Consider the following 24,930-nt stretch of genomic DNA (forward strand, 5'->3'; position numbering starts at 1 on the left):
TCCCTCGGGCTGCGGGGGTCGGATTTCATCACCAAAACCTTTTCCACTACGGTGCCCCTGTCCTTCGGGACGGGGGCATTTTTCACCGCAATGCGTCACGGCACCTGCCTGCGGATCAGCAGAAAAAACCTGCCCGTCGCGGGGGGGCAGGTTCCGGGGGCCGGGGTGGTGTTTCCGTCAGCTTGATACCAGTGCGATCCCCGCCACGACACAGCCCGCGCCAAGGATGCGGCGCATATCCACCACCTCGCCCATCATCGCGCCCACCGCCAGAATCATCAGCGTCTCGACCCCGATGATGGTCACATAGACAATCGTCAGATCCGTGCGCCGCAGCAGGAATATTTGAGTCACGATCACCAGCAGAAACCCGGCGAAGATCAGCACGGAAGCCAGCGCATAGCTGCGTTCCGCCGCAAGTTTCAGCCCGACCGTCGCGACCGTATAACCGGCCGCAGCAAGGATCAGAATGACGATCCAGCGCAGGATATGCGGGTTCGAAGCGATTTCGGGTAGCGTCGTATCAGCCGGCATATGAAGCACTTTCACCATGGTTTGGGGATTGGAATTCCTGTCTGTCGGTTTGCGGGCCGATGGCGGTTCAGGCATCATTGCATCCCCTCTCCTGTCCGGGCCGCCGCATGGGGGGTGCGGCGGCCCGGACGGCCCGGCCCAGGCGCAACGGGAGAAGTGCCTGCGACCTTGCCGGACCGCTGCGCGCCGTCATCGGCCAGGAGTAAGGAGCGCGCAGGGAGGTTTCGGGCGGGCCGCGCGCAGGTCGCGCTCATCCGCCCGGAAAGGCGAGACCGGAGGCCAGCGACGGGACGGAAGCGACAGCCCGGCCCCGGCACGCGGGGCGCAGCCATCACGACCGGCGCGGCAACGGGAAGAAGGGCTTGGGGCATGACGGGCTCTGGTCAGATTTGCGATGTGCAAAACTGTGCCTGCCGCCACGTTAGCGGCCTGTTATCCTGTCTGGCCCGCCGGGAATATCGCGATCAGATTATATTTTTTACATTTTTCTCAATCACTTAAATATGCGGCGCAACACATGCATTCCCATCACGCTGGGCATGCCAGTCCCTGTGGCCTAACGAGCGGCTAACGGCGGTTGATTCACAGTTCAGATATGTCACACTGACCGAAGGTCGAGACCTGATGTTTGTTGCAAAGTTCCCGGTTCCCAAGTGGCTTGAGACCGCCACGCAGTACCATTTTGATGACCATTCCGACTGTTTGCAGATTGATCCGCTGGAATCCGCCACTATGACCGGAGCACGCACCGAGACATCGCATGTCCTGCGCCTTTATCTCGCCGGTCCGATGCGCGTCACCGATGGCCAGGGGCAGAAGCTGGTCATTCGCGGACGCAAGGCGCAGGCGCTTCTGGCGCTGACGGCCCTTGCCCCGCAGATGCATCGCACACGTGTCTGGCTGCGCGACAAACTCTGGAGCCAGTCGGATGAAACGCGCTCCTCGACCAGCCTGCGCCAGTCCCTGTTCGAATTGCGCCGCGACCTTGGCGCACAGGCCGGAAGCGCGCTGGACATCAATGCCGATACGGTGGGCCTGAACCCGGATCGAGTCTGGGTCGATGTGACCGAGGTGCAGCGCGATGCGGCCCTGTTCTCGCGGCTGGGTCTGAACGAGGATACCGAGCTTCTGGAAGGGTTCGACATCGGCGATCCCGAATTCGAGGACTGGCTGCAGGCCGCCCGCTTCGACTGGACCGACACCGCCGAGGCTCTGGCAGCGGTGCGCCCGGCGCGCCTGCTTCTGTCCGAGACCGGTCGCGCAATCTCTGACCGGTTCTGCCTTGCCCTGATGCGCGGCGTGGTGCAGGGCGGCGACGAGATGAGCCATCACCTGTCGGATTTCCTGACCGAACGGATCGTGGACAATATCCGCGAATTGATGCCGGTGCAGGTGATCGACCTGCGCAGCCGCACCGCCGCGATCGAGGATCTGGCCGAAAGCGCCGAGGCCGAGTTCTTCTGCCGGATGCGCGTCTTGTGCATCGGGCGCAATGTGACGCTGACATTCTTTGTCTATCGCTCGTCGCAACTGGCGATTGAATGGACCCAGTCGATCCAATGCACGCTGGAGGAATTGCACCATGCCGATAACCTGCTCCTGCAAGGCTTTGTCGCGCAGAATACCGACCGGCTGGCAAAGACCCTGCTCAGCCATATCCCGGCTGATAGTGACGAAACCATTGCCCTGCGTGCAGGACATACGGCGATGAACCTGCTGTTCCGGCTTGATGATGACGCGCTGGATCAGGCCATTGCACTGCTGGACAAGGCCGAGGCGGCAAATCTCTCCGGCGGCACCGCCCATTCGCTGATTGCCGGTCTGCGTGCTTATGCGGCCTCTTTCGCGGTGGGCGAGAATCTCGGCAGCCTTGGCATGGACGAGCGCCTGCGGCTGCATGACCTGATCAACACGCAACTGGAAGACAATCCGTTCAACGCGATCACACTGGCCTGCCTGGGTCATGTCATCGGCTATGTGTTTCAAGAGCATGATCTGGCGGGCAAGGTGCTGGAACGCGCGGTTGCGTTGAATCCCTCGCAGGCGTTTGCATGGGATCACCTTGCGCTGCACAAGCTCTATACCGGCGATTATGACACCGCCCTGCGCCATGCCCAGCGCGCCACCCAGCTTGGCGCTTTCAGCCCGATTTCCTACAGCTACGACACCACGCTGGCGATGGCCGCGACGCTTGCGGGCGATTATACGCGCGCCACCCTGGCCGGACGCAGCGCGCTGCAGAAGCAGCCCCGCTACAAGGCCGCGCTGCGCTATCTGATGGTCGCGCAATCGGCGACGGGCCAGCGGCTGGCCGCCGAGGAAACACGCACCCGCCTGTTGCATCTCGACCCTGATTTCGCCGACCCGCAGGTGCAGCTCCTGCGTTTCGGCCTGCGCGATGCGCCCGTCTCCCACCCGCTGCTGCGCAATCTCAAACCCCTGATGGAGTGAATTTCGATGACCGATTTCTCGATCATGGAACAATATGAATTTCATGTGACCACACAGGGGCTGGAACTGGTTGAGCGCGCTGAAGATCCGCAGAGTTCCGGCGGTGGCACGGGCGCGCTGGCGGCACTCGGCGGTGCCATGGTTGCGCGCTCGGCCAAGGGCGCGCTGACAACGCTCAATCGCAACCGGAACCGCAGCCGGAATCGCAACCGCAACCGGAACAGGAACCGCAATCGTAACCGCAACAGAAACCGCGCCGAGTTCGGCACGCAGGATGATCTGGGCATTCAGGAACCCTGGGAAGAACGCGCGAAGCTCTACGAACTGCGCGCGGAATGGATGGATCTGCCCATGCCGCTGCCGCCATCACTCCCCGAATTGCGCGAACAGGCCGTTGATCTGCTGAAGAAACAGGTGCTGCTGGCGCGGCCACAATTTGCCATGCGGCGCGAGGAAATCCTCAATGAGGCCGATCTGGAACTCTCGCGCTACCTGCGCCCCTACGGCATCGAGACCCATGGCGGCTATGAAGCGACCATCCACCTGATGCTGGTCGTGCTGGCGCTGACCGACGAGATCGGGCTTTACTACAAGGCACGCTGGAACGTGCCGCGCCCCAATCAGATCGAGCCGCGCCTGCGCCCCTTCCTCGCCGCGCCCGCCCATGCCAGCTATCACAGCAACCATGCGTTTCAGTCCTTCGCGATTGCCTTTGTCATGTCGCGGATCGTCCCCGAACATCCCGGCTCGACGCAGCTGTTCCTCTCGGCGCGGCGGATTGCCGAGAACCGCGAATGGGCCGGGGTCCATTACGCCTGCGACACCGAGGCGGGGCATATGCTGGCGCGGATGATCCTGCCGGTTCTGGAAAAAGTGCTGGAGAAAAACATGCTGGCCGCTCAGGCCGAATGGTTCTGAAGGAGATGGCGATGAGACCCTATTCCATCAAGCGCAAACAGGATGCCCTCTGGCACCTGATCGCGCTCGGGACGCTGACCAAGGCGCACCGCCCCGATGGCTGGTCGCCCGATGACATCTGCAAGCCCGCGCGCGTGGCGATGATCGACACATCGGTGGCGATGGATCACCCCAATCTCAGCGCCGCGATCCGCCGGGATCTGGCTTTTGACCTGTTCTCGACGCGGCTCGGGGCCTTTCCCGGCCTGCCGGAGCAGAAGGAAATCGGCGATCTGGGTCTTGGGGATGCGCAGGCGCTGGTCGCGGGGCTGCCGGGATGCAAGGCGCTGTTGTGCGAACTCATGGCCCGGCTCGCACCAGACCAGCCGCCGCAAATGGGCACACTTCAGCCCGCCGCCTCACCGGTCTTTTCTGGCCATGGCACGGCGATTGCCGGGCTGATCGGGGCGCGCCCCGCCCGTGTGCCCTATTCGCAGGCGCATATCGACGGGCCTGCGGACGGGCAACTGCCCCTGCCCTATTGCGGGGCCGATCCCACCTGCGAGATCGTGCCGATCTCGACCAATTTCGATGCCGACCCGGAACAGATGATCCTCGCCTTCCTCTATGCCGAACTGGTCAGGGCTGATGTGATCGTGTTGCCGCGCGGGATCGAAGATCCGTTCCGCACCGCGCCGCAGCTTCACGCCATCGACTTTCTTGGCCAGCCGCTGGGAGAGTTGACCGCCCCCTGCCCGATCCCGGAGGCCCAGCGCGAGCTCTGGTCGGAACTGGCCGAACTGATCCTCAAGATTTCGCATCGCCGCCCCGTCATCTGCGCGGCAGGCAATGCCCATGAGGAATTCGGCATCTATCCCGCCAATCTGGCCTCTGAGGATAATGGCGTGATCTCGGTCGGCGCGCTGAATGCCAAGGGCTGGCCGAGCAGCTATTCCCCCGAAGAAGGGCTGACCGTCTGGGCGCCCAGCAACGATTCGGAGCAATTCGACAGCGGCGAGGTGCGGCTGAACCCGGAACGGCTGGCCGAAATCCGCTATGGCGTGCCACCCGTGAACGACAATCACAAATATTCGGCTTTCGGGATCATCTCGACCGATGTGCCGGGACCGGGTGGCTATGTGGCGACGCCCTTCGACATGCCCGAACGCGAGGAGGGCCTCTGGGAATATGGCTCGTATTTCTGCGATTTCGGTGGCACTTCGGCCGCTTGCGCCATCGTGGCCGGGTTCATGGCGCTGGGGCGGGGCTTGGGCCAGATCCCGGCGGATGCCGATGGGATCGCCGCCAAGGCCTGGCTTTTGTCGAAATGCCAGCCGGTGCGCCCGGAATTGCCCAATGTCATGGTCCCGCATCTGCACGCAATGCCCTTCGAGCCCAGTGACCCCGATGAGCCCGATGAGCCCTGATCAGCGCTTCGGCACCAGATCGATCTGAAAACGCACCAGATCACCACGATAGGCCACATCGTTGAAATAGAGGATCGTCCCGTCCGGGGCGGTCAGGATTCGGCGGATACAGCCCAAGGGCGTGTTGACCGGCACGCCCAGAAGCGCCGCATCCTCCAGATTTGCCTGCCCGATGGTCAGAACCTGACGACAGCGGGCAATGGTCACATCGCCCATACCTTCGATCAGCGGAATGATGGTTTCACTGTCAAAACGATCCGGCGCACGGGCATAGAGCCGCGCATCGATATAGGCATCGGTGATCAGGCAATCGCGCCCCTCCAGCGCATTGACGCGGCGCAGATACTGATAGGCCGGGGCGGCTGTTCCATCATCCGGCGCATGGCGCGGCAGATCGGTCACGGCCCGCTTTTCCAGCAGGCGCGGCGTGGTCTTGGTCACCATGTCGATCAGTGCAGGCCAATCCAGCCCCACGGCAAAGCGCGTGGCCTGCCCCGCCGCCTCGGTGACGAAAGTGCCCGAACCCTGCTGGCGGCGCAGATAGCCCTCTTCCTCCAGAATCGCGATGGCCTGCCGCACGGTCACGGCGGCCACGCCGTAGCTCTGGCCAAGTTCGGCGATGGTCGGCAGCCGCTCGCCCGGCGCCCAGTCGCCCGCCTGCAACCGCCCGCGCAGGATCGCGGCCAGATTGAGATAGAGCTTGCCGGGGCTCTGATGCAGCGCGGCCTGTGTCATCGCCTTTTCTCCCGTCGCGACCGGAACAGGCCCCCAGTCTAGAAAATCAGGCGGGCTTGTCCATGTCGAAACATCTTGTCATTTGGTTGTTCTAATATTAGTATGATTCTACGGATCGCTTTGGGAGGAGCGCATGTCGGATCTTGTCATCATCACGCGCCCCGCCCCGGGCGTAGCGCTTTTGCGCCTGAACCGCCCCGAGGCGCGCAATGCCCTGAACTCTGCCTTGCGCCAGGCCCTGACCGACGCTTTCGCGACCCTGCCACGCGACGCCAGCCTGCGCGCCATCGTCATCACCGGCGATGACCGGGCCTTCATGGCCGGGGCCGATCTGCGCGAATTTGCCACGATGGGCACAGCAGAGGTTGCCCGCCTTGGCGTGCGCCGCATGTGGAATGTGATCGCGGAATGCCCGCTGCCGGTGATCGCTGCTGTAAACGGCGCGGCGCTTGGCGGCGGGCTGGAACTGGCGATGCATGCCGATATCATCGTCGCGGGCGAAGGCGCGAAGCTGGGCCAGCCGGAAATCACTGTGGGCATCATGCCCGGCGGCGGCGGCACGCAACGGCTGGTGCGCGCGCTGGGCAAGTTCAAGGCGATGAACATGCTGCTGACGGGCGCGCCTGTCACCGGGCGCGCGGCTTTCGAGATAGGTCTCGCCTCGGAAGTGGTGGCGGATGATCAGGTGCTGCCCCGTGCGCTGGCAATTGCCACGCGCATCGCCGCCCTGCCCCCGCTTGCCGCGCGCCGGATCAAAGAGGTGGTGCTGGCAGGCGAGGATGCGCCGCTTGCCACCGGCATCATGCTGGAGCGTCGCGCGTTTGAAACGTTGTTTGACACAGCCGACAAATCCGAGGGCATGAGCGCGTTTCTTGAAAAGCGCGCGCCCGAGTTCAAGGGAGAGTGACCCATGCCCCGCAAACCCGCTGAAGCCCCGGACCTGATCGTCGCTGTTATCGGCGCGGGCGCCATGGGGCGCGGCATCGCGCAGGTGGCGGCCACGGGCGGCGCGCGGATTCTGCTGCATGACACCCGCGCCGGTGCCGCCCGAGAGGCGCGCGATTTCATCGCCGGGATGCTGACGCGGGCCGCTGAAAAGGGCCGCATGACCACCGCAGAGGCCGAAGCCGCCAGCGCCCGCCTGACGCCCGTTTCCGATCTGTCGGAACTTGCCCCGGCAGATGTGGTCTGTGAAGCGATCATCGAGGATATGGCGACCAAATCCGCCCTGTTCGCGGCGCTTGAAAAGGTGATTGCACCGGAAGCCATCCTCGCCTCGAACACCTCCAGCCTGTCAATTACCCGACTTGCGAGTGCCTGCACGCACCCGGAACGGGTTGCGGGCTTTCACTTTTTCAACCCGGTGCCGCTGATGCCGCTGGTCGAGGTGATCGCGGGCATCCGCACCGCGCCTGCCGTGCTGGACCATCTGACGACGCTTGGCAGCCGCATGGGCCGCACGCCCGTTCGCGTCGCGGATGCGCCCGGTTTCCTCGTCAATCAGGTCGGGCGCGGCTACACGATCGAAGCCACGCATCTGGTGGCCGAAGGCGTTGCCGAATTTGCCTGCGTGGACCGGATCATGCGCGAGGCCGCAGGCTTTCGCATGGGCCCCTTCGAACTGCTGGATCTGACCGCGCTGGATGTCACCCATCCCGCGACCGTCGAGATTTACGAACAATGCTTTCACGAGCCCCGCTTCCGCCCCGCCACGCTGATGGGCCAGCGGATGCAGGCGGGGCTGCTGGGGCGCAAGTCCGGCGAGGGGCATTACCGCTATGACAAGGGCCAGCAGATCACTCCGCCCGAAGCCCCGATGCCGGGCTTCAAGGGCGGCAGATTCTGGATCGACCAGAGCCTGCCCGACTGCGCCGGACAGCTTGCGCAGATCGTCACCGAAGCGGGCGGTGAGATCGACAGCGCCACAGATCCCGGCGCGGAGTCGGTTATCCTGATCACGCCTTTGGGCGAAGATGCGACCAGCTTCGCCGTCGCCCATGGGCTGGACGCCACCCGCAGCGTGGCCGTCGACCCGCTGTTCGGGTTCAAGGGCCGCCGCAGCCTGATGGGCACCCCGATCACCCGGCCAGATATTCTGACCACCGCGCAGGCGATGCTAGGCCATGACGGCACCCCTGCGACGGTTCTGCGCGACAGCCCCGGCTTTGTCGCCCAGCGCATCCTCGCCTGCATCATCAACATTGCTGCACAAGTCGCATCTCGCGGGGTCGCCGCGCCCGCGGATATCGACCGCGCCGTAACGCTGGGCCTGAACTACCCCAATGGTCCGCTGGCTTGGGCTGACGCCCTCGGCGCGGGGCGCATCCTTGCCATTCTGGAAGGACTGCACCGCTGCACCGGCGATCCCCGCTATCGCCCCGACCCCTGGCTGCGCCGCCGCGCCCAACTCGGGGTCTCGATGCTGACCGAAGACACTTTCCCCGCCTGACGCAAAGGACGCTGCCCCATGCTTGACGCCTATATCTATGACGGGTTGCGCAGCCCTTTTGGCCGCTCTGGCGGCGCGCTCTCCACCATCCGCCCCGACGATCTGATGGCCGAAGTTCTGAGGCCGCTACTCGCGCGCAGTGCCTTCCCCCCCGGCCAGATCGACGATGTGATTCTGGGTTGCGCCAATCAGGCAGGCGAGGACAGCCGTTGCATCGCCCGCCACGCCGCCCTGCGCGCCGGTCTGCCGGTCGAGGTGCCGGGCACTGTGATCCAGCGCAATTGCGGCTCGGGCCTTGGCGCGATTGCAAGCGCCGCCCATGCCCTGAGCGCGGGCGAGGCCTCGGTCATCCTATCGGGTGGCGTCGAAAGCATGAGCCGCTCGCCCTTTGTCATCGGCAAGGACGCGACAGGGTTTTCGCGCAATCTGGTCTGGTATGACAGCGCCGTGGGCGCGCGCTTCCCCAACCCGGCGCTGGACGCTGAATTTGGCCGCGATACGATGCCCCAGACCGCCGATAATCTGGCGCAGGAACATGGCATCACCCGCGAAGAGGCCGACGCTTTCGCGCTGCGCTCGCAACGGGGCTGGGCGCGCGCGCATCAGGCCGGACATTTCGCGACGGAACTCATCCCCATCACCCTGCCCGGCGCGCGTGGCAAGCCGGATCGCGTGATCGACACGGATGAACACCCCCGCCCCGACACGACTGCCGAGGGGCTGGCCAAACTGCGCGCGATCCATGCCGATGGGGTGACGACGGCGGGCAATGCCTCGGGACTGAATGACGGGGCAGTGGCGCTGATGATGGGCACGCGCGCTGCGGGCGAGGCCGCCGGAATGGCCCCGATGGCGCGCATTCTTGCGACCGCTGTGGCCGGCGTCGCGCCGCGCATCATGGGCATCGGCCCTGTGCCCGCCTCGCAAAAGGCGCTTGCGCGGTCGGGGCTTGGCCTGAGTGACATGACGGTCATCGAGATCAACGAGGCTTTCGCGGCACAAGTCCTCGCCTGCCTGCGCGCGCTGTCGCTGACCGATGACGACCCGCGCGTGAACCCCAATGGCGGCGCGATTGCGCTTGGCCATCCGCTGGGCGCGTCCGGCCCGCGCATCCTCTTGAACGCAATCCATGAAACCCGCCGCCGCGGCGGGCGTTACGCGCTGGTCGCCATGTGCATCGGCATGGGTCAGGGCATCGCCGCTGTGCTGGAGGTCTTCCTCGATGGCCAGTGACGCACAGTTCGACTGGCGCGACCCGCTGCGCCTTGAGGATCTTTTGAGCGACGAGGAACGCCTGATCCGTGACAGCGCCCATGATTTCGCCCAGAGAGAACTCATGCCGCTGATCCTCGACTGGCATCGGCATGAACATTTCGACCCGGCGATTTTCCCGAAACTGGGCGAGATGGGCTTTCTCGGGATGCAGCTAGAGGGCTATGGCTGCGCAGGCGCAAGCTACACCGCTTACGGGCTGGTCGCGCGCGAGCTGGAACGGGTGGATGCCGCGTTTCGTTCCGCCATCGGCGTGCAGGGCGGTCTGGTGATGACGCCGATCCATGTATTCGGATCCGAGGCGCAAAAGGACCGCTACCTGCCTGCGCTTGCGCGCGGGCAGGTGATTGGCTGTTTTGGCCTGACCGAACCCGATGCGGGCTCTGACCCCTCGCGGATGCGGGCGCGGGCGAAATCGGTGCCGGGAGGCTATAGCCTCTCGGGCAACAAGATCTGGATCACCAATGCGCCGATTTCCGATCTGTTTGTCATCTGGGCACGCGATGATGACGGGCATGTGGGCGGCTTCCTGCTGGAACGCGGCATGGCGGGGCTTTCGACCGCGAAGATCGAGGGCAAATTCTCGGTCCGCGCCTCGCCCACCGGCGAGGTTTCGATGACGGATGTTTTCGTCCCATCGGAAAACCGCCTGCCCGCTGCAAAGGGCTTGAAAGCGCCGCTCTATTGCCTGAACCGCGCGCGGCTGGCGATTGCCTGGGGCGCGCTGGGGGCGGCGGAATTCTGCTGGCAGGCGACGCGCGATTATGTGCTGGCGCGCGAACAATTCGGCAGGCCACTGGCCGCGAATCAGCTGGTTCAGGCAAAACTGGCAGAGATGCAGACCGAAATCACGCTCTCGCTGCTGGCAACCCTGCGCCTGTCACGTCTGCAGGATGCAGGACTTGCCACGCCCGAGATGATCAGCCTTGTCAAACGCGCCTCTGCCCGCCGGGCGCTGGATGTGACGCGCATGGCGCGCGAGATGCATGGTGGCAACGGCATTTCCGACACCTACCATGTCGTGCGCCACATGCTGAATCTCGAAGTCGAGAACACGCTGGAAGGCACGGCTGACATTCACGCGCTGGTGCTGGGCGCCGCGCAGACCGGCATAAGGGCATTTTCCGCATGACAGATCCCGCCATCACAGCGCTTCTGGCCCCGCGCTCCATCGCGATCATCGGCGTTTCGCAGGATTTCAACAAGCTCAATGGGCGGGTGATGAAATTCCTGGTTGAGAAGGGCTATCCGGGCCAGATCTACCCGATCAACCCGAAATATTCGGATGTCGGCGGCTGGCCCTGCTTCCCGTCCATCGCGGCGGTCGCGGAGGAAATTGACCTTGCCGTGATCGCGGTCCCCGCCCGCGATGTGACCGCGCAAATCGTCGCCTGCGGGCGCGCGGGCGTGCGCTCCGCCATCGTCTTCAGTTCCGGCTTTGGCGAGATGGGGGCCGAGGGCCGCGCGCTGGAGGATGAGTTGATCGCAACCGCCCGCGCAGCGGGGCTGCGCCTGTGTGGCCCGAACACGCTGGGGCTGATCAACGCGTTCGAGAAGGTCTATGCGACCTTCACCCAATACGGCATGGGGCAAACCCTGTCCGGCCCGGTGGGCTTTGTCAGCCAGTCCGGCGCGTTTGGCACCGCGATTGCTGCCCTTGCCCGCAAACGCGGCATGGGTCTGGGCTATTTCATCAACACCGGCAATGAACGCGATGTGACCTTCTCGGATTGCATGGCGCATGTGCTGGCCGATCCGCGCGTCATGGTCGGCGCGGGCTATCTGGAAGGGGTCAGCGACGGCGCGGGCTTCGCGCAGGTCGCGGCACAGGCCATGGATGCAGGCAAACCGCTGGTCATGACCAAGGTGGGCCGGCTTGGCGCAGGTGCGAAAGCGGCGGCCAGCCATACCGGCGCGCTGGCAGGCGCGGATGCAGTGTTTGACGGGGTGGCGCGGCAATTCGGCGTGATCCGCGCGCGCAACGAGGAATCGATGCTCGATATCGTCGATGCTTTTGCGACGACCCGCCCGCCCGAGGGGCCGAATATCGCCATCGTCACCCAATCGGGCGGTGCAGGGGTGCTGATGAGCGACCGGGCCGAGGAACTGGGCCTGACTGTGGCCGAGCTTTCGCCTGCCACTGTCGCGCGGCTGCGCGACGTGCTGCCCGCTTTTGCGGCGACCGGCAATCCGGTCGATGTGACCGCGCAATTCATCGCCGATCCCGGCATGCTGCGCGAGTCCGTCTGCTCTGTCCTGGCTGATCCCGGTGTCGATGTGGCGGTGATCTGGCTGCAACTGATGGAGGGGTTTGTGGACAAGCTGACCCAGACCTTCCGCGAAATCCGCGATACGGTCGAAAAGCCCTTTGTCGTGGCCTGGGTGGCGGCCCCCGATGCGGGCCTTGCGGCGCTGCGCGATCTGGGCATCGCCTGTTTCCGGGGCGCAGACCCCGCGATTGAGGCCGTGGCCGCAATGACCGACTGGCGCGCGGCGCAGCGCGCATGGGCGATGGATGCAAGCGCCCGCGCGGCGCTGATGGCCGATCTGCCCGCGCCAAGCCTGCCCTGCACGGGGGGCGTCTTGCCCACGATGCAGGCCGCCGCGCATCTGGCCGCCCTGCCCTTGGTGCCGACACGTCTGGCCCGAACCGCGGACGAGGCCGTGACCGCCGCGCAAGACCTTGGCTGGCCGGTGGTCCTGAAAATCGAATCCCCCGACATATTGCACAAGACCGAAACCGGCGGGGTCGCCGTGGGTCTGGCCAATGAAACAGCGTTGCGCGCCGCCCATGCGCAGATCATGGCCAATGCGGCCTCGCATGCGCCCGACGCCCGGATCAGCGGCGTGATCGTGCAGGCCACGGGGCGCGGCAGCGTCGAGTTGGTGCTCGGCGTGCAGGATGATCCGGTCTTCGGCCCGGTGGTCATGGTGGGTTTCGGCGGCGTGCTGGTCGAGGTGCTGTCCGATGTGGTCTTTGCCAAAGCCCCGGTGACGCAGGCGCAGGCGCGCGCGATGCTGGAGCGGCTGAAGGGCCGCGCGCTTCTGGACGGGGTGCGCGGGGCCGCGCCTGTGGATCGCGACGCGCTCTGCGCCCTGATTTCAGAGGTTTCGCGCTTTGCCGCCGCCAATGCGGGCCGGATCGCCACGCTAGATCTGAACCCGGTTCTGGCCGGGTCAGAGGGCGTGATCGCGGTCGATTGGCTGCTTCTCACCCATTCCGGCCCGGATCAGGCCGGGGTCTGATCCTCGGGCACATCCATCCCCGCCTCGCGCGCGATGCGGCGCAACTGCACTTCCAGCAGGTCGCAGAAGCGCCGCCGGGGCGAGCCGGGATCGAACATCAGCCCCAGCAGACGGCGCGGCGCCGGATCGCCCAGGGGCTCGACCCGGAAGCCCTGTGCACGAAAACCGGGATTGTCGGGCACCACCGACACGCCCAGACCCGCCGCGACCAGCGCCAGCACCCCGTCCTGCGTGTCAACCTCCATCGCGGATTGGACGGTGATCCCCTCAGTCTCGAAGGCGCGTTCGACCATGCTGCCGACGCGGGCATTGCGCGAGAAGCGCACATAGGGATTACGGCGCAGAATGTCGCGGAAATCCGTCCCGGCGGCGGTGGGATGGGCCAGCACCACCAGCGGCTGCTCGGCAATGGTGCGAAAGATCAGCCCCGGCACCGGCTCGGCCGCACCAGTGGTCAGCGCCACATCGATCAGACCAGCCCGCAACGCCGCTTCCAGATCATGCGCGAGCCCCGTTGTCAGGCGGATTTCCAGACTGGGCTGAGTTTCGCGCAGATACAGTAGCGCGGGCGGCAGAATGGTCGACACCGCCGTATGCACCGCGCCGATACGCAGCTTGCCCGCATTGTTATCACGCCGCAGACTGTCCGAGAGATCCTCCCAGATCGCGATCACCTCGCGCGCACGCAGCGCGAAATCCCGCCCCTCCTGCGTCAGCACCGGCGGGCGGCGCGAGCGGTCGAAAAGGCGCATATCCACATCCTCTTCCAGCCCGCGCATCTGCACGCTGATCGCCGAAGCGGACAGATCCAGCGCCTCTGCGGCCAGGGCGAAACTGCCGTGATCCACCACTGCGATGAATGTATAGAGCGATTTCACATCCATCGCGCGCCCCTCATGCCTTGGGTTCTGCAGCAACCCGCGATGCCGATCTGGCCGCTTCCCGTTTCAGCCGCGCGGCGCGCATGGTGGCGCGGATGATCATTACCACCGACAGGATCGTCAGGCACCAGAACAGGATCGTGATCGGCCCGCGCACGAAAATCTCCAGATTGCCGCGCGACATCAAGAGCGCCTGCCGGAAACTGTTTTCCAGCATTGGACCAAGGATGAAGGCAATCAGGAACGGGGCCGCAGGGAAGCGCAGCAAAAGCATGATATAGCCCACAACCCCCATGACCAGCATCACAGCAACATCGAAAATCGAGTTGTTGATAGCATAGACCCCGAAGATGCACAGCACCAGCACGCCGGGAAACAGCAGATCCGACGGGATATCGGCAATATAGCGAAACGCCCGGATCGCCACCGCCCCCACGATCAACAGCAGGAAGGAACTGGCGATCAGCCCGATGAACAGCGCATAGACAATATCGGCATTGTTCACGAAGAGCAGCGGCCCCGGCGTCAGGTTATGCACCATGAAGGCGCCGATGATGATCGCCGTGATCACATCGCCCGGAATACCCAGCGACAGAAGCGGGATCAGCGTGGCCCCCGCCACCCCGTTATTGCCGGCTTCGGCTGCTGCGACGCCCTCGACCTCGCCCTTGCCGAAATTCTCGCGCTGGGGCGAGGCCCGGCGCGCTTCCGAATAGGACAGAAACGCCGACGGGGCCGCGCCGATACCGGGGATCGCCCCCAGAAACACGCCAATCGCGCTGCCCCGGAAAATGGATTTCAGCGAGCGGCGGAAATCGGGCCATTTCAGTCGCGAATAGCCCATGCCGCGCACCCGGTGTTTCTTGGCTTCGGGGTTGCGGATATAGGCGATGATCTCGGGCAGCGCGAAGAGCCCGATCAGCACGGCCACGAAATTCAGCCCCCCGCGCATATCGACCGAACCGAAGGTGAAGCGCTCGGTCCCGCCGATGAAATCCAGCCCGATCGTGGCCAGCAAGAGCCCCAGCGTTGCCGCAATGATGCCCTTCACCAGACTGTCACCCGACACGCCCGCAATAATGGTCAACGAGAACACGATCAGCGTGAACATCTCGGGCGGGCCGAAATTCAGTGCGAAGGACGCAAGCCAGGCGGCGAACAGGATCAGCGCGATATTCGAGATGAAATCCGCGATGCAGGAGGCATAGAGCGACATGCTCAACGCCTCGCCCGCGCGGCCCTGTTCAGCCATCGGATAGCCGTCCAGCGCTGTGGCCGAGGAAGCAGGCGTGCCCGGTGTCTTGATCAGGATGGCCGGGATCGAGCCGCCGAAAATGCCGCCCTTATAGACCCCCAGCAGCAGCAGGATCCCGAAAATCGGCTGCAATGCGAAGGTGAAGGGCAGGGTCAGCGCCACGGCCATCGTGGCCGACATGCCGGGGATTGCGCCCGCGATCACCCCGATGGTGACACCCAACGCCAGAAAGGCGATGCTTTCCCATTGCGCAACCAGCGTGAATCCGGCGGCCAAAGCCTCCATGAATGTCATGGCAATCTCACTATCCTGCCTTGCGGGATCGCGACCCCGGCAACTTTGGTGAAGAAGAAATAGAGCGCCAGCGGCAACAGGATGGCCGCGACCACGCCCAGGACGCGGTGTTTGCTGCCGGTCAGAAACACCAGCGCCACAAAAAGCACCATCGAGGTCCAGACCATGCCGACGGTCCGCAGCGAATAAAACCCCGCAATCAGAAGCACGGCCAGCGCGCCCATGCGCATGGCTTCGGGACGCGAGACGCGCAGATCATCGGCAATCGCATCGGGCGGCGGCGGGGCCATGGCCGCACGGATCACCACCGCCAGACCGCAGATCAGCATGACCCAGCCGATGACCATGGGCCAGAATGCGGGCGAGAGCGCCTTGATCGGCACCCGTCGCGGGATTACGACATAGGCCGGGATCAACCACCACAAAGTCAGGGCGGCCAGCAGGGTCACACCCAGACCAACAAGGATTTCATCGCGTCGCGACAGCATGGAGACTCCGTTTCAGCCGCTGTATCTGTGCCGGCCCGGTCGGGACGAACCCAGAGCTGTGGCCCACTGGATGCGGGCCACAGGCAGGTCACGTGTCAGTCGATTTCCAGATCGAGTTCGATCACCAGTCTGCGGAACACCTCATAAGCGTCATTGATGAACGTAACTGACTCTTCCGGCGACATTACCTGGACCACAGAGCCACCCGAAGTCATGAAATTCATGAAGGACTCATCCTGAGCGGCAGCAGACAGCCATTCGCCCCAACGCTCTGTGACCTCATCACTCAGCCCTGCGGGTCCGGCAATGCCGGTCCAGCCGACCAAGGCTTGCAGTTCGGGCTTGCCCAACTCATCGACTGTGGGCGCATCGAACCCGTCAATGCGCTCCGCAGATGTCACCAGCAACGGCACCATCTGCCCGCTCTGGACAAAGGGCGCGGCGGGCGAAGTGCTGCCGCAATAGAAATCCGACGTGCCCTGCAGCACCGCCGTCAGCGCCTGCCCATCGCCCTCGGTCGGGATATGGATGACATTCTCGGCCAGATCGGTGATGCCATAGGCATCGAGCACCATCAGCGCACCGAAATGCGGCAAGGTACCGACCCCGGCGGAACTGAACAGGACGGTGCCGGGATTGTCGTTCACCTTGGCGATCAGATCGTCAATAGAGGTGATGCCGGAATTCGAGTTGACGACGCAGGCCACCGGGTTGATCTCGTAGATCCCGAGATAGCTGAACTCGTCGATGTTGAAGGGCAGATTGGGGTTCATGGCCGGGTTGACGGTATGTGAGCCCACCCGCGCGAACAGGAGCGTATAGCCATCCGCATCTGCGTCACGCACAGCGACCGAACCTGTTGTGCCGCCAGCACCAGCCCGGTTTGACACGACCACAGGCTGCGGCACGATAGGGGTCAATGCGGTGGCCAGCGCGCGGGCCGACAGATCGGTTGCGCCGCCGGGGCCATAGGGGATCAGCATCTGGATCGGTCGTGTCGGATACTCGGCCAGTGCAGGCGCGGCCAGCGCCGCCGTGGCTGTCCCGAGGGTCAGCGCGATCAGGGTCTTTTTCATTGTCTTTCCTCCCGTTTTCAACTGCTGCCGGTTGCCCCGGCTGGTGGTGATTGAAGCCCGCAGCGGGCCCTTGGTCAAAGTCCAGTTTACGCCCTACTGAGGGTCATTCTGGCACAATCGCCGCTCAGTGCACTGCGGCGGCCTGTGATGATCGGCTGGCCACGACCGGCGCGGGCGCAGGCCGGATACGGACATTCACGCAGACCGGACCACGGGCGCGCTGTGCTTCCTCCAGCACCTGCGCCAGCGTCTCGGGCGTGCCATCCGCCGCCAGAAAACCCGCCGCCCCCAGACCGCGCGCGGCCTCGTCATAGCGCGCGAGATGCGACAGGGTGCAGCTATGCGTGCGCCCCGGCCCGAATTCGCGGATCTGGATCTGATGCTCGGCATTCCAGCACGAATCATTGCCGATCACCGCGATGAACCGCGCCCCTTCCCGCGCTGCAGTCTCGTATTCCGCCAGCAGAAACCCGGCGGTCCCGTCGCCCATGGCCGCAATCACCGGCACATCGGGCCGCGCGATACTGGCTGCAATCGCATAGGCCGGGGCCGCGCCAATCGCGCCCGACACCCCGTTGATCACGCGCGACCCAACATGCGGGATCGCCTGCATCCACTGGCCGAACTCGCCCCCGTCCGAGATGAACACCGCCTCGGGATGGTCGCGCAGGATCGCCCCGACTGCGGCCCCCACTGCGGCAGGGTGCAGCCCCTCAGGATCGGCCAGCGCGCCCTGCGCAACTTCGGCGCGCGCTAGAGTGGCGCGCGCGGCCTCGCGCATCCACTCGGCGCGCTCCGGGGCCGTGGTCCCGTCAGTCAGCGCCAGAAGCACCGGCAGGCTGTCGGCAAGGGCTGCAATCTGCACCCGCAGCCCTTGCCGCGCGCGGGCGCGGGAAATCGCCGCCTCTTCCGGGTCGATCACGGCGAAGCGCGTTCCGGCCCCGCCCATGCCCTGCCCCAGAAACCCGGTGGTGAAATCGCCCTGCTTGCCCAAGAGCACGATCCGGTCCGCCTGCCGCGTCACATCGACCAGCGCCCCCAGCGCCGGATCGCGCAGCCCGCGCGGGCTTTCCATGCACAACACCGGCGCATTCAGCGCCGCCTGCGCCCGCGCCAATGCGCCGTTCGTGCGCGTGTTTGACAGCGCCGGTCCGGTCAGGATCAGGGGCCGCGCGGCCTCGTCCAGAAAGCCCCGCAATGCCACCAGATCACCGGCATCCAACGCCTGCACAAGCGGCGCGAAATCCAGATCCGTCCGCGCCGTCAATGTATCCGTCAGCACATCCGCAGGCAGCGCCAGATGCACCGGCCCCGGACGCCCGGCAAGCGCGGTGCGGATCAGCCCCGCCGCCTCGCCCGGCAGCGCATCCGCTGATCCTGCCCGCAGGCTGGCCTTGGTCACAGGCGCGGACATCGTGCATTGATCGAGTTCCTGAAACGCGCCCATCCCTTCCTGCCCGCGCGGCGAATCCCCGCTCAGCAGCAACACCGGCGTTTCCGAGGATTGCGCCGAAATCAGCGCGCCCAGCGCATTGCCGAAACCCGCCCCCGCCGTCACCAGCGCCACGCCGATTTCGCCCGTCAATTGCGCATAAGCTTCGGCCGCATAGACCGCAGCGGCCTCGTGCCGGACATGGACCAGCCGGATATCGCGCCCCAGAAGCGCATCATAGACCCGCATGATCTGATTGCCCGAAAGCGAGAAAATGCACCGCACCCCGGCGCGCTGCAACGCATCGACCAGCGCCTCTGCCCCTGTCATGGAAACTGTATCCCTCACGAAAGCTCCTCCTGACGCCACTCTGCAAATAGAATGAATTTTTTTCAAGTAATATTTTTCTTATTGAAGTTTTTTTTCGTTAGTGGTTTGCTTAAGGCCAATCAGAGTCGCCGCATCGCCGCGACAGGACGTGCAATGACAATTGAGCCGAGAGGGCCAAAGGTGAGCACCAAAGGACCGCAGGTCACAGTGACCGTGCAGCGCGGCGGGCCGGAGGGGCCGGGGCGCAAGCAGCAATTTCAGGTGCCCGCCTATGGCAGTCAGACCGTTCTGGATGTGGTCTCATGGATTCAGCAGAATGCCGATCCGACCCTGACCTACCGTTTTGCCTGCCGTGTCGGTATGTGCGGCTCTTGCGCGATGATGGTCAATGGCGTGCCGCGCTGGACCTGCCGCACCCATGTCAGCAAGGTCTTGCAGGACGGCGCGATGGAACTCGCCCCGCTGCGCAGCCTGCCCGTGATCAAGGATCTGGCCGCCGATATGGACCCGTTCTTCGACAAATGGGTGTCGGCAGAGGCGCTCCACCACCCCACGGCCAGCCGCGACGACCCGATTGCCCCTATCGACCCCGACGCGCCGGAACGTGTCACCGCCAGCGCCGGGATCGAATGCATCAATTGTGCCGTGTGCTACGCGGCCTGTGATACAGTGGCCAACAACCCCGATTACCTTGGCCCCGCCGCCCTGCAACGCGCCTGGACGCTCTACAATGACAGCAGGGACGGCGCGCACGGCGCGATTCTGGACGCGGTGACCGGCACGGGCGGCTGCCAGTCCTGCCATTCGATGGGCTCCTGCACCGCCTATTGCCCGAACGGCCTCGATCCGCTCTCGGCCATTGCGGGGCTGAAGCGTGCCGCGACCCGGCGGTTTTTCGGAAAGGGCAAAGGATGAGCGAATTTCACCTCTATATGGCGCAACGCCTCAGCGCGCTGGTGATGGCGCCTTTCGTGCTCGTGCATATCGGCGTGATGATCTACGCCATTCAGGGCGGGCTGAGCGCCGCTGAAATCCTTGGCCGCACGCAAGGCTCGGTATTCTGGTTCCTGTTCTACGGCATGTTCGTGGTCGCGGTATCCATCCATGCCGCGATCGGATTACGCACGATCCTGTCGGAATGGGCGGGCCTGCGTGGGAGCGCGCTGAACATCACGGCGCTGGCCATCGGCGCGATCCTCTTCGCGATGGGTGCACAGGCGGTCTATGCCGTAACCGCAACAGGTGCCGCATGAAGGCTATCCCCCGCGCCCACCCGCTCTGGCTGGCCTATATCCTGCACCGTCTGTCCGGGCTTGGCCTCGCGCTTTTCCTGCCCGCGCATTTCTATGTGCTGTCACTGGCCTTGACGGACACGGCCCGGCTCGACGCTTTCCTGCGCCTGACCGATTATCCGCTGGTGAAACTGGCCGAATTCGGTCTGGTCTTCCTGCTGGCGGTGCATTTCTTCGGCGGGTTGCGACTGATGGCGCTGGAATGGCTGCCTTGGTCCGCAGCGCAGAAAACATGGGCCGCCGCCAGCCTTGCCGGGGCCTTCCTGATTTCCACCACTTTCCTGTTACGGGCGATCTGATCCATGTTCACCTTGAGAAACATCGACCGCCACGACACCGATATCCTGATCCTCGGCACCGGGGGCGCGGGCCTCTTTGGCGCGCTGCACGCGCTGCAATCCGCGCCGCCCGGCACGCGCGTGTCCATCGCGGTCAAGGGGCTGATCGGCAAATGCGGCTGCACCCGCATGGTGCAGGGCGGCTATAATGTGGCCCTTGGCGGCGGCGACACGGTCGAGCGGCATTTCATGGACACGATTCAGGGCGGCAAATGGCTGCCCAATCAGGACATGGCCTGGCGGCTCTGCGAACAGGCGGTGGTGCGCATCCGCGAGTTGGAGAACGAACTCGGCTGCTTCTTCGACCGCAACCCGGACGGCACACTGCATCAGAAGGCTTTTGCAGGCCAGACCGCCGACCGGACCGTGCACAAGGGCGATCTGACGGGCATCGAGATCATCAACCGGCTGATGGAAACCGTGCTGTCGCGCCCTGTCGAGAAATTGCAGGAACACCGCGCCATCGGGCTGATCCCCACCAAGGACGGCTCTGCCCTGTCCGGCGTGCTGATGATCGACATGCGCACTGGCCGCTTCCGTTTCGTGCGCGCGAAAACCGTGCTGATGGCCACAGGCGGCGGGCCAACCATGTACAAATACCACACGCCGAGCGGTGACAAGACCATGGACGGGCTGGCGATGGCGCTGCGCGCAGGTCTGCCGCTGCGCGATATGGAGATGGTGCAGTTTCACCCCACAGGGCTGCTCGCGGGCGATCACACCCGCATGACGGGCACAGTGCTGGAGGAAGGGTTGCGCGGCGCGGGCGGGCAACTCATTAACCATGCCGGCCAGCGTTTCATGTTCGACTATGACGCCAAGGGCGAGCGCGCCACGCGCGATGTGGTCAGCCGCGGTATCTATGCCGAGATGCGCAAGAACAACAATCCCGAGCAGGAAGGCGTGTTCATCTCGATGGCACATCTTGGCCCCGAGAATGTGCGCAAGAAATTCTCGGGCATGGTCAAGCGCTGCGCCGATAGCGGGTTTGACCTCGCCGCAGGCAAGGTCGAGGTGGTGCCGACCGCGCATTACTTCATGGGCGGGGTCGTGGTCGATGTGGACACGCGCACCGACCTTGAGGGCCTCTATGTCGCGGGCGAGGATGCTGGCGGCGCACATGGCTCGAACCGTCTGGGCGGCAATGGGGTCGCGAATTCCACCGTTTACGGTGGCATCGCGGGCGATGTGATGGGCCGCGACATTCGCCGCATGGGCGCGCTGCGCGAACCCGATGAGACGGTGCTGGAGGCGGAACTGGCCCGCGCCTGCCACCCGCTGACCCGCAAGCCGGATTTTGTGCAACCGCTGCGCGCGCAGTTGCAGACTGTGATGTGGGAAGATGTGGGCGTCATGCGCAACGAGGCAGGCTTGCAGCGGGGTCTGAGCGGCATCGCGCAGGTCTCGGACGCACTGATGGATCTGGGCGTTGCGCCCGATAATCTCGCCTTCAACCTGACCTGGCATGACTGGCTGAACCTGCGCTCGCTCTGCGATATTTCCGAAGTGATTGCCAAAGCCGCGCTCGCGCGCGACAATTCCCGCGGCGCGCATTTCCGCGAGGATCACCCCGAGCCCGGTGCGCTGGAAGACAGCTATTTCACGGTCGCGCGCCAGACAGGGACCGTTGAGGTCACGCGCGCGCCCGTCCAATTCACCATCGTCCGCCCCGGCGAAACGATTCTGCCCGCCCATGAACCCGAAACACTGGTGGCCGCGCAATGACACAAATTCCCCTCTCCCTGATCCAGCGCACGGCGGAAGATCTGATGGCGAAAGCCGCCATCGATATCCCCGAGGACTACCTCGACGGCCTCAAACGCGCCGCCGATACCGAAGAGGGCGATCTGTCCTCTTTCGTCCTGAAAGCCATGCTGGAAAACTACGAGGCCGCGAAACAGGACCGCAGCGCCATGTGCGGCGACACCGGCGTGCCGCGCTGGTTCGTGAAACTCGGCAACGAGGCGAGAGTCGAGGGCGGCATGGTCGCGCTGGAAGCCGCGCTCCGCCGCGCCACTGCCAAGGCCACTTTCGACGTGCCGCTGCGCCCCAACCGCGTGCACCCGCTCTGGCGCACCGATCACAACAACAATGTGGGCATCGGCGCGCCCGAGATCGAATACGGGTTTGAACCGCAGGGCGACTGGATCGACCTGATCACGGTCCACAAAGGCGGCCTTTTCGGCACCGATTACCGGATGCTCTTTCCCTCGGACGGGGTGCAGGGGATCAAGCGCTTCTATCTCGACAGTCTGATGGCCTTCGGCAAACGGGGTCTTGCCTGCCAGCCTGCGATCATCGGCATCGGCCTCGGCGGGTCCAAGGATATCTGCATGAGCCTTGGCAAACGCGCCTCGGTCCTGCGCACTGTGGGCAGCCGCAATTCCGACCCGCGTATTGCCGCGATGGAGGAGGAGTTCAAGGAATTGGGCAATTCCATCGGCATGGGCGCAATGGGATTTGTCGGCAAGAACATGGTGATCCAGTGCAATATCGAAGTGGGCTATTGCCACACCGGCGGGATGCCGATGTCGGTCCATGCCTTCTGCCTGTCCTCGCGCCGGGCGGTTGCGCGGCTCTATCCTGATGGCCGCGTCGAGCATCGCACCGATCCCGACTGGTTCACCGATTATCAGCGCCGTGAGACGGTCGATTGGGACGCGGCAAAGGAGGCCGCAGAATGAGCATCCGCGAAATCCGCCTCTCGACCACGCCGACCCCCGAAGAAATCGCCGCGCTGCGCCTTGGCGATATCGTCTATCTGGACGGGCTGATCTACACCGCGCGCGAGGGCGTCTATATGCGCGCGCTGGAAGAACAGGCCAATATCCCGATGGAACTGCCCGCGGAAAGTGCGGCGAATTTCCATTGCTCGCCTGCCGCGCGCATCAATGGGGATGGATCATTCGATATGGGCGCGGTCACGGCCACGGCCTCCTTCCGCTTTGCCAAATGGCTGCCCGAATGGATGGAGAAGACCGGCGCGAAGCTGATCATCGGCAAGGGGGGCATGACATCCAAGGACTACAAGGAGTATTTCGTCCCCAATGGCGCGGTCTATCTGTCAACTGTGGGCTATGGCACCGGCGCATTGCTGGGACGCGGGGTCGAGAAGGTCGAGGCCGTCCACTGGAACGAGGAGCTGGGCCTTGCGCAAGCCATGTGGGTGATCCGCTGCAACCGGATGGGACCCTTCATCGTGGCGTCCGACCTGAACGGGGATTGCCTGTTCGAGCGCGAGAATGCGAAAATCGCAGAGAATATCGCCCGCGTCTATGAAGGCACGAAACCGGCGGTGCTGAAACGCTATGGCGAAAGCGATGATCGCTCTGAGGAGGTGATCTGATGCAGGACAACCCGTTCCAGCCCGATGCCGCCCGCGATGAGCGGCCCGAATTCACCCGCGACGAGCTGGGGCTGGCCAATCGCAATTCCGGCGCGCTGCTGGAGCTTCTGTCCTGCGACATCACCCCCACCGGCACGCATTACCTGCTCAATCATTTCGACGTGCCTGTGATCGCGCCGGACCAGCATAGCCTGACACTGGAAGGTGCGTTTCACGCACCCTACAGCCTGACGCTGGCCGAGATCATGGCCCAGCCGCAAATCACCCGGCCCGTGACGATGGAATGCGCCGGGAACGGCCGCGCGGGCATGGATCCGCGCCCGCTGTCGATGCCATGGATCTATGAGGCCATCGGCACCTCGGAATGGACCGGCACACCGCTTGCGCCGCTGATGACACGCGCGGGGCCGAAAGACAGCGTACAGGATTTCGCCTTTATCGGCGCGGATTTCGGCTATGACAAGGGCGTACCGCATCACTACGGGCGCAGCCTGACGCCTGCGGAACTGGCGGAACTGGATGTGATGCTGGTCTGGGGGATGAATGGCGCGCCGCTTCTGCCCCAGCATGGCGCGCCGCTGCGCCTCATCGTGCCGGGCTGGTATGGCATGGCCTCGGTCAAATGGCTGACGAAGATCGCAGCGCTGGAGAGCCGATACACCGGCTTTCAACAAGTCGAGACCTATCGTTTCCGCGCCCATGACGATGACCCCGGTACGCCGGTGAACCGTATCCATGTCAAATCGCTGATGAAGCCCCCCGGCCTGCCCGACTGGTTCACCCGCGCGCGGATGCTGGAGGCCGGGCGCGTCACGCTTGAAGGGCGCGCATGGTCCGGCGCAGGCGTGCCGATTGCGCGGGTCGAGGTTCTGCTGGACGGGGAATGGCATGAGGCCGAGCTGACCGGGCGTGCGGATACCTATGCCTGGACCGGCTGGCGTGCCGACTGGGAGGCAACACCGGGCGCGCATGACCTGGCTTGTCGGGCGACCGATGCCGAGGGGAATACGCAGCCGCTGGTGGCGGGGTACAACACCGGCGGGTTCGCGAATAACGTGGTGCAGCGGGTCAGAGTCCACGTCGCCTGACGTAGGGTGCGTGCTGTAGCACGCACCCTACCTTTCCTGCCGCGCCGCCGGCCAATGCCGAAATTCCTTTGGCAGTATAGTATGTCAGCATCGCCCCCC

At 64.6% G+C, this 24,930-nt stretch carries 22 protein-coding genes; 15 read left to right on the plus strand and 7 right to left on the minus strand.

The annotated features are described in order from the left end of the window. Positions 1–177: 177 nt before the first annotated feature. Entirely contained in the window at positions 178–534 is a 357-nt protein-coding gene (locus tag BG457_RS04910; RefSeq protein WP_139257551.1) for a DMT family transporter, read from the minus strand. A gap of 732 nt (positions 535–1,266) precedes the next feature. Between BG457_RS04910 and BG457_RS04915 the strand changes: the two genes are divergently transcribed. The 3 genes from BG457_RS04915 to BG457_RS04925 are packed head-to-tail and all read left to right on the plus strand — an operon-like array spanning position 1,267 to position 5,309. Then, positions 1,267–2,985 (plus strand): hypothetical protein, encoded by a 1,719-nt coding sequence (locus tag BG457_RS04915; RefSeq protein ID WP_071796070.1) that lies wholly within the window; start codon positions 1,267–1,269, stop codon positions 2,983–2,985. A gap of 6 nt (positions 2,986–2,991) precedes the next feature. Then, a complete protein-coding gene (locus BG457_RS04920) occupies positions 2,992–3,903 on the plus strand; it encodes a phosphatase PAP2 family protein (protein ID WP_071795853.1) in 912 nt (303 codons plus the stop codon). 11 nt (positions 3,904–3,914) lie between these two features. After that, the gene (locus tag BG457_RS04925) at positions 3,915–5,309 is read left to right on the plus strand and encodes a S8/S53 family peptidase (RefSeq protein ID WP_175546724.1); all 1,395 of its coding nucleotides are present in this window, start codon (positions 3,915–3,917) and stop codon (positions 5,307–5,309) included. Here the strand turns inward: BG457_RS04925 and BG457_RS04930 are convergent, their stop codons facing one another. After that, complete coding sequence (locus BG457_RS04930; RefSeq protein ID WP_071795855.1) at positions 5,310–6,044, minus strand: GntR family transcriptional regulator; 735 nt, start codon at positions 6,042–6,044, stop codon at positions 5,310–5,312. It lies immediately after the preceding gene. A gap of 133 nt (positions 6,045–6,177) precedes the next feature. On the opposite strand from BG457_RS04930, the gene BG457_RS04935 reads away from it, so the two are divergent. The 5 genes from BG457_RS04935 to BG457_RS04955 are packed head-to-tail and all read left to right on the plus strand — an operon-like array spanning position 6,178 to position 13,011. Continuing rightward, positions 6,178–6,951, plus strand: coding sequence for an enoyl-CoA hydratase-related protein (locus BG457_RS04935; protein WP_071795856.1), 774 nt, complete (start codon positions 6,178–6,180; stop codon positions 6,949–6,951). A gap of 3 nt (positions 6,952–6,954) precedes the next feature. Then, a complete protein-coding gene (locus BG457_RS04940; RefSeq protein ID WP_071795857.1) occupies positions 6,955–8,493 on the plus strand; it encodes a 3-hydroxyacyl-CoA dehydrogenase in 1,539 nt (512 codons plus the stop codon). 18 nt (positions 8,494–8,511) lie between these two features. After that, positions 8,512–9,726 (plus strand): acetyl-CoA C-acyltransferase, encoded by a 1,215-nt coding sequence (locus BG457_RS04945; RefSeq protein ID WP_071795858.1) that lies wholly within the window; start codon positions 8,512–8,514, stop codon positions 9,724–9,726. Beyond that, positions 9,716–10,897: an acyl-CoA dehydrogenase gene (locus tag BG457_RS04950; RefSeq protein WP_071795859.1), complete on the plus strand. Its 1,182-nt coding sequence runs from the start codon at positions 9,716–9,718 to the stop codon at positions 10,895–10,897. The genes BG457_RS04945 and BG457_RS04950 overlap by 11 nt, the downstream gene beginning before the upstream one ends. Further along, on the plus strand, positions 10,894–13,011 hold the full coding sequence (locus BG457_RS04955; protein ID WP_071795860.1) for an acetate--CoA ligase family protein: 2,118 nt from the start codon (positions 10,894–10,896) through the stop codon (positions 13,009–13,011). Before BG457_RS04950 ends, BG457_RS04955 begins: the two co-directional genes overlap by 4 nt. On the opposite strand, the gene BG457_RS04960 is transcribed toward BG457_RS04955, so the two are convergent. The 5 genes from BG457_RS04960 to BG457_RS04980 form a co-directional block, all read right to left on the minus strand. Continuing rightward, the gene (locus BG457_RS04960) at positions 12,996–13,895 is read right to left on the minus strand and encodes a LysR family transcriptional regulator (protein ID WP_071795861.1); all 900 of its coding nucleotides are present in this window, start codon (positions 13,893–13,895) and stop codon (positions 12,996–12,998) included. The genes BG457_RS04955 and BG457_RS04960 overlap by 16 nt on opposite strands. Positions 13,896–13,905: 10 nt before the next feature. Beyond that, the gene (locus tag BG457_RS04965; RefSeq protein ID WP_071795862.1) at positions 13,906–15,441 is read right to left on the minus strand and encodes a tripartite tricarboxylate transporter permease; all 1,536 of its coding nucleotides are present in this window, start codon (positions 15,439–15,441) and stop codon (positions 13,906–13,908) included. After that, complete coding sequence (locus tag BG457_RS04970) at positions 15,438–15,929, minus strand: tripartite tricarboxylate transporter TctB family protein (protein ID WP_071795863.1); 492 nt, start codon at positions 15,927–15,929, stop codon at positions 15,438–15,440. The genes BG457_RS04965 and BG457_RS04970 overlap by 4 nt, the downstream gene beginning before the upstream one ends. Before the next feature lie 95 nt (positions 15,930–16,024). Continuing rightward, a complete protein-coding gene (locus BG457_RS04975) occupies positions 16,025–17,005 on the minus strand; it encodes a tripartite tricarboxylate transporter substrate binding protein (RefSeq protein WP_071795864.1) in 981 nt (326 codons plus the stop codon). Between the two features lie 124 nt (positions 17,006–17,129). Next, positions 17,130–18,785, minus strand: a complete 1,656-nt coding sequence (locus BG457_RS04980; protein ID WP_245770928.1) for a thiamine pyrophosphate-binding protein — start codon at positions 18,783–18,785, stop codon at positions 17,130–17,132. Between the two features lie 162 nt (positions 18,786–18,947). Here BG457_RS04980 and BG457_RS04985 point away from each other — a divergent pair, with 162 nt between their 5' ends. Genes BG457_RS04985 through BG457_RS05015 form a run of 7 tightly spaced genes read left to right on the plus strand, consistent with a single transcriptional unit; the run spans position 18,948 to position 24,831 of the window. Then, the gene (locus BG457_RS04985) at positions 18,948–19,682 is read left to right on the plus strand and encodes a succinate dehydrogenase/fumarate reductase iron-sulfur subunit (RefSeq protein WP_245770929.1); all 735 of its coding nucleotides are present in this window, start codon (positions 18,948–18,950) and stop codon (positions 19,680–19,682) included. After that, positions 19,679–20,020 (plus strand): succinate dehydrogenase, encoded by a 342-nt coding sequence (locus tag BG457_RS04990; protein WP_071795867.1) that lies wholly within the window; start codon positions 19,679–19,681, stop codon positions 20,018–20,020. The genes BG457_RS04985 and BG457_RS04990 overlap by 4 nt, the downstream gene beginning before the upstream one ends. Beyond that, complete coding sequence (locus tag BG457_RS04995) at positions 20,017–20,358, plus strand: succinate dehydrogenase/fumarate reductase transmembrane subunit (protein ID WP_071795868.1); 342 nt, start codon at positions 20,017–20,019, stop codon at positions 20,356–20,358. The genes BG457_RS04990 and BG457_RS04995 overlap by 4 nt, the downstream gene beginning before the upstream one ends. Positions 20,359–20,361: 3 nt before the next feature. Further along, complete coding sequence (locus BG457_RS05000; RefSeq protein WP_139257552.1) at positions 20,362–22,122, plus strand: L-aspartate oxidase; 1,761 nt, start codon at positions 20,362–20,364, stop codon at positions 22,120–22,122. Further along, positions 22,119–23,081, plus strand: coding sequence for a fumarate hydratase (locus BG457_RS05005; protein WP_071795869.1), 963 nt, complete (start codon positions 22,119–22,121; stop codon positions 23,079–23,081). Before BG457_RS05000 ends, BG457_RS05005 begins: the two co-directional genes overlap by 4 nt. Continuing rightward, positions 23,078–23,743 (plus strand): fumarate hydratase C-terminal domain-containing protein, encoded by a 666-nt coding sequence (locus BG457_RS05010; RefSeq protein WP_071795870.1) that lies wholly within the window; start codon positions 23,078–23,080, stop codon positions 23,741–23,743. The genes BG457_RS05005 and BG457_RS05010 overlap by 4 nt, the downstream gene beginning before the upstream one ends. Beyond that, on the plus strand, positions 23,743–24,831 hold the full coding sequence (locus BG457_RS05015; protein WP_071795871.1) for a sulfite oxidase: 1,089 nt from the start codon (positions 23,743–23,745) through the stop codon (positions 24,829–24,831). Before BG457_RS05010 ends, BG457_RS05015 begins: the two co-directional genes overlap by 1 nt. Positions 24,832–24,930 lie beyond the last annotated feature (99 nt).

Origin of the sequence: Natronohydrobacter thiooxidans, assembly GCF_001884735.1 — a bacterium.
Taxonomy (GTDB): domain Bacteria; phylum Pseudomonadota; class Alphaproteobacteria; order Rhodobacterales; family Rhodobacteraceae; genus Roseinatronobacter; species Roseinatronobacter thiooxidans_A.

Excerpts from the sequence above, each read along its gene's own strand:
- BG457_RS04910 (WP_139257551.1), bottom strand. The coding sequence starts at position 534 with ATGCCGGCTGATACGACGCTACCCGAAATCGCTTCGAACCCGCATATC.
- BG457_RS04915 (WP_071796070.1), top strand. The coding sequence starts at position 1,267 with ATGACCGGAGCACGCACCGAGACATCGCATGTCCTGCGCCTTTATCTC.
- BG457_RS04920 (WP_071795853.1), top strand. The coding sequence starts at position 2,992 with ATGACCGATTTCTCGATCATGGAACAATATGAATTTCATGTGACCACA.
- BG457_RS04925 (WP_175546724.1), top strand. The coding sequence starts at position 3,915 with ATGAGACCCTATTCCATCAAGCGCAAACAGGATGCCCTCTGGCACCTG.
- BG457_RS04930 (WP_071795855.1), bottom strand. The coding sequence starts at position 6,044 with ATGACACAGGCCGCGCTGCATCAGAGCCCCGGCAAGCTCTATCTCAAT.
- BG457_RS04935 (WP_071795856.1), top strand. The coding sequence starts at position 6,178 with ATGTCGGATCTTGTCATCATCACGCGCCCCGCCCCGGGCGTAGCGCTT.
- BG457_RS04940 (WP_071795857.1), top strand. The coding sequence starts at position 6,955 with ATGCCCCGCAAACCCGCTGAAGCCCCGGACCTGATCGTCGCTGTTATC.
- BG457_RS04945 (WP_071795858.1), top strand. The coding sequence starts at position 8,512 with ATGCTTGACGCCTATATCTATGACGGGTTGCGCAGCCCTTTTGGCCGC.
- BG457_RS04950 (WP_071795859.1), top strand. The coding sequence starts at position 9,716 with ATGGCCAGTGACGCACAGTTCGACTGGCGCGACCCGCTGCGCCTTGAG.
- BG457_RS04955 (WP_071795860.1), top strand. The coding sequence starts at position 10,894 with ATGACAGATCCCGCCATCACAGCGCTTCTGGCCCCGCGCTCCATCGCG.
- BG457_RS04960 (WP_071795861.1), bottom strand. The coding sequence starts at position 13,895 with ATGGATGTGAAATCGCTCTATACATTCATCGCAGTGGTGGATCACGGC.
- BG457_RS04965 (WP_071795862.1), bottom strand. The coding sequence starts at position 15,441 with ATGACATTCATGGAGGCTTTGGCCGCCGGATTCACGCTGGTTGCGCAA.
- BG457_RS04970 (WP_071795863.1), bottom strand. The coding sequence starts at position 15,929 with ATGCTGTCGCGACGCGATGAAATCCTTGTTGGTCTGGGTGTGACCCTG.
- BG457_RS04975 (WP_071795864.1), bottom strand. The coding sequence starts at position 17,005 with ATGAAAAAGACCCTGATCGCGCTGACCCTCGGGACAGCCACGGCGGCG.
- BG457_RS04990 (WP_071795867.1), top strand. The coding sequence starts at position 19,679 with ATGAGCGAATTTCACCTCTATATGGCGCAACGCCTCAGCGCGCTGGTG.
- BG457_RS04995 (WP_071795868.1), top strand. The coding sequence starts at position 20,017 with ATGAAGGCTATCCCCCGCGCCCACCCGCTCTGGCTGGCCTATATCCTG.
- BG457_RS05000 (WP_139257552.1), top strand. The coding sequence starts at position 20,362 with ATGTTCACCTTGAGAAACATCGACCGCCACGACACCGATATCCTGATC.
- BG457_RS05005 (WP_071795869.1), top strand. The coding sequence starts at position 22,119 with ATGACACAAATTCCCCTCTCCCTGATCCAGCGCACGGCGGAAGATCTG.
- BG457_RS05010 (WP_071795870.1), top strand. The coding sequence starts at position 23,078 with ATGAGCATCCGCGAAATCCGCCTCTCGACCACGCCGACCCCCGAAGAA.
- BG457_RS05015 (WP_071795871.1), top strand. The coding sequence starts at position 23,743 with ATGCAGGACAACCCGTTCCAGCCCGATGCCGCCCGCGATGAGCGGCCC.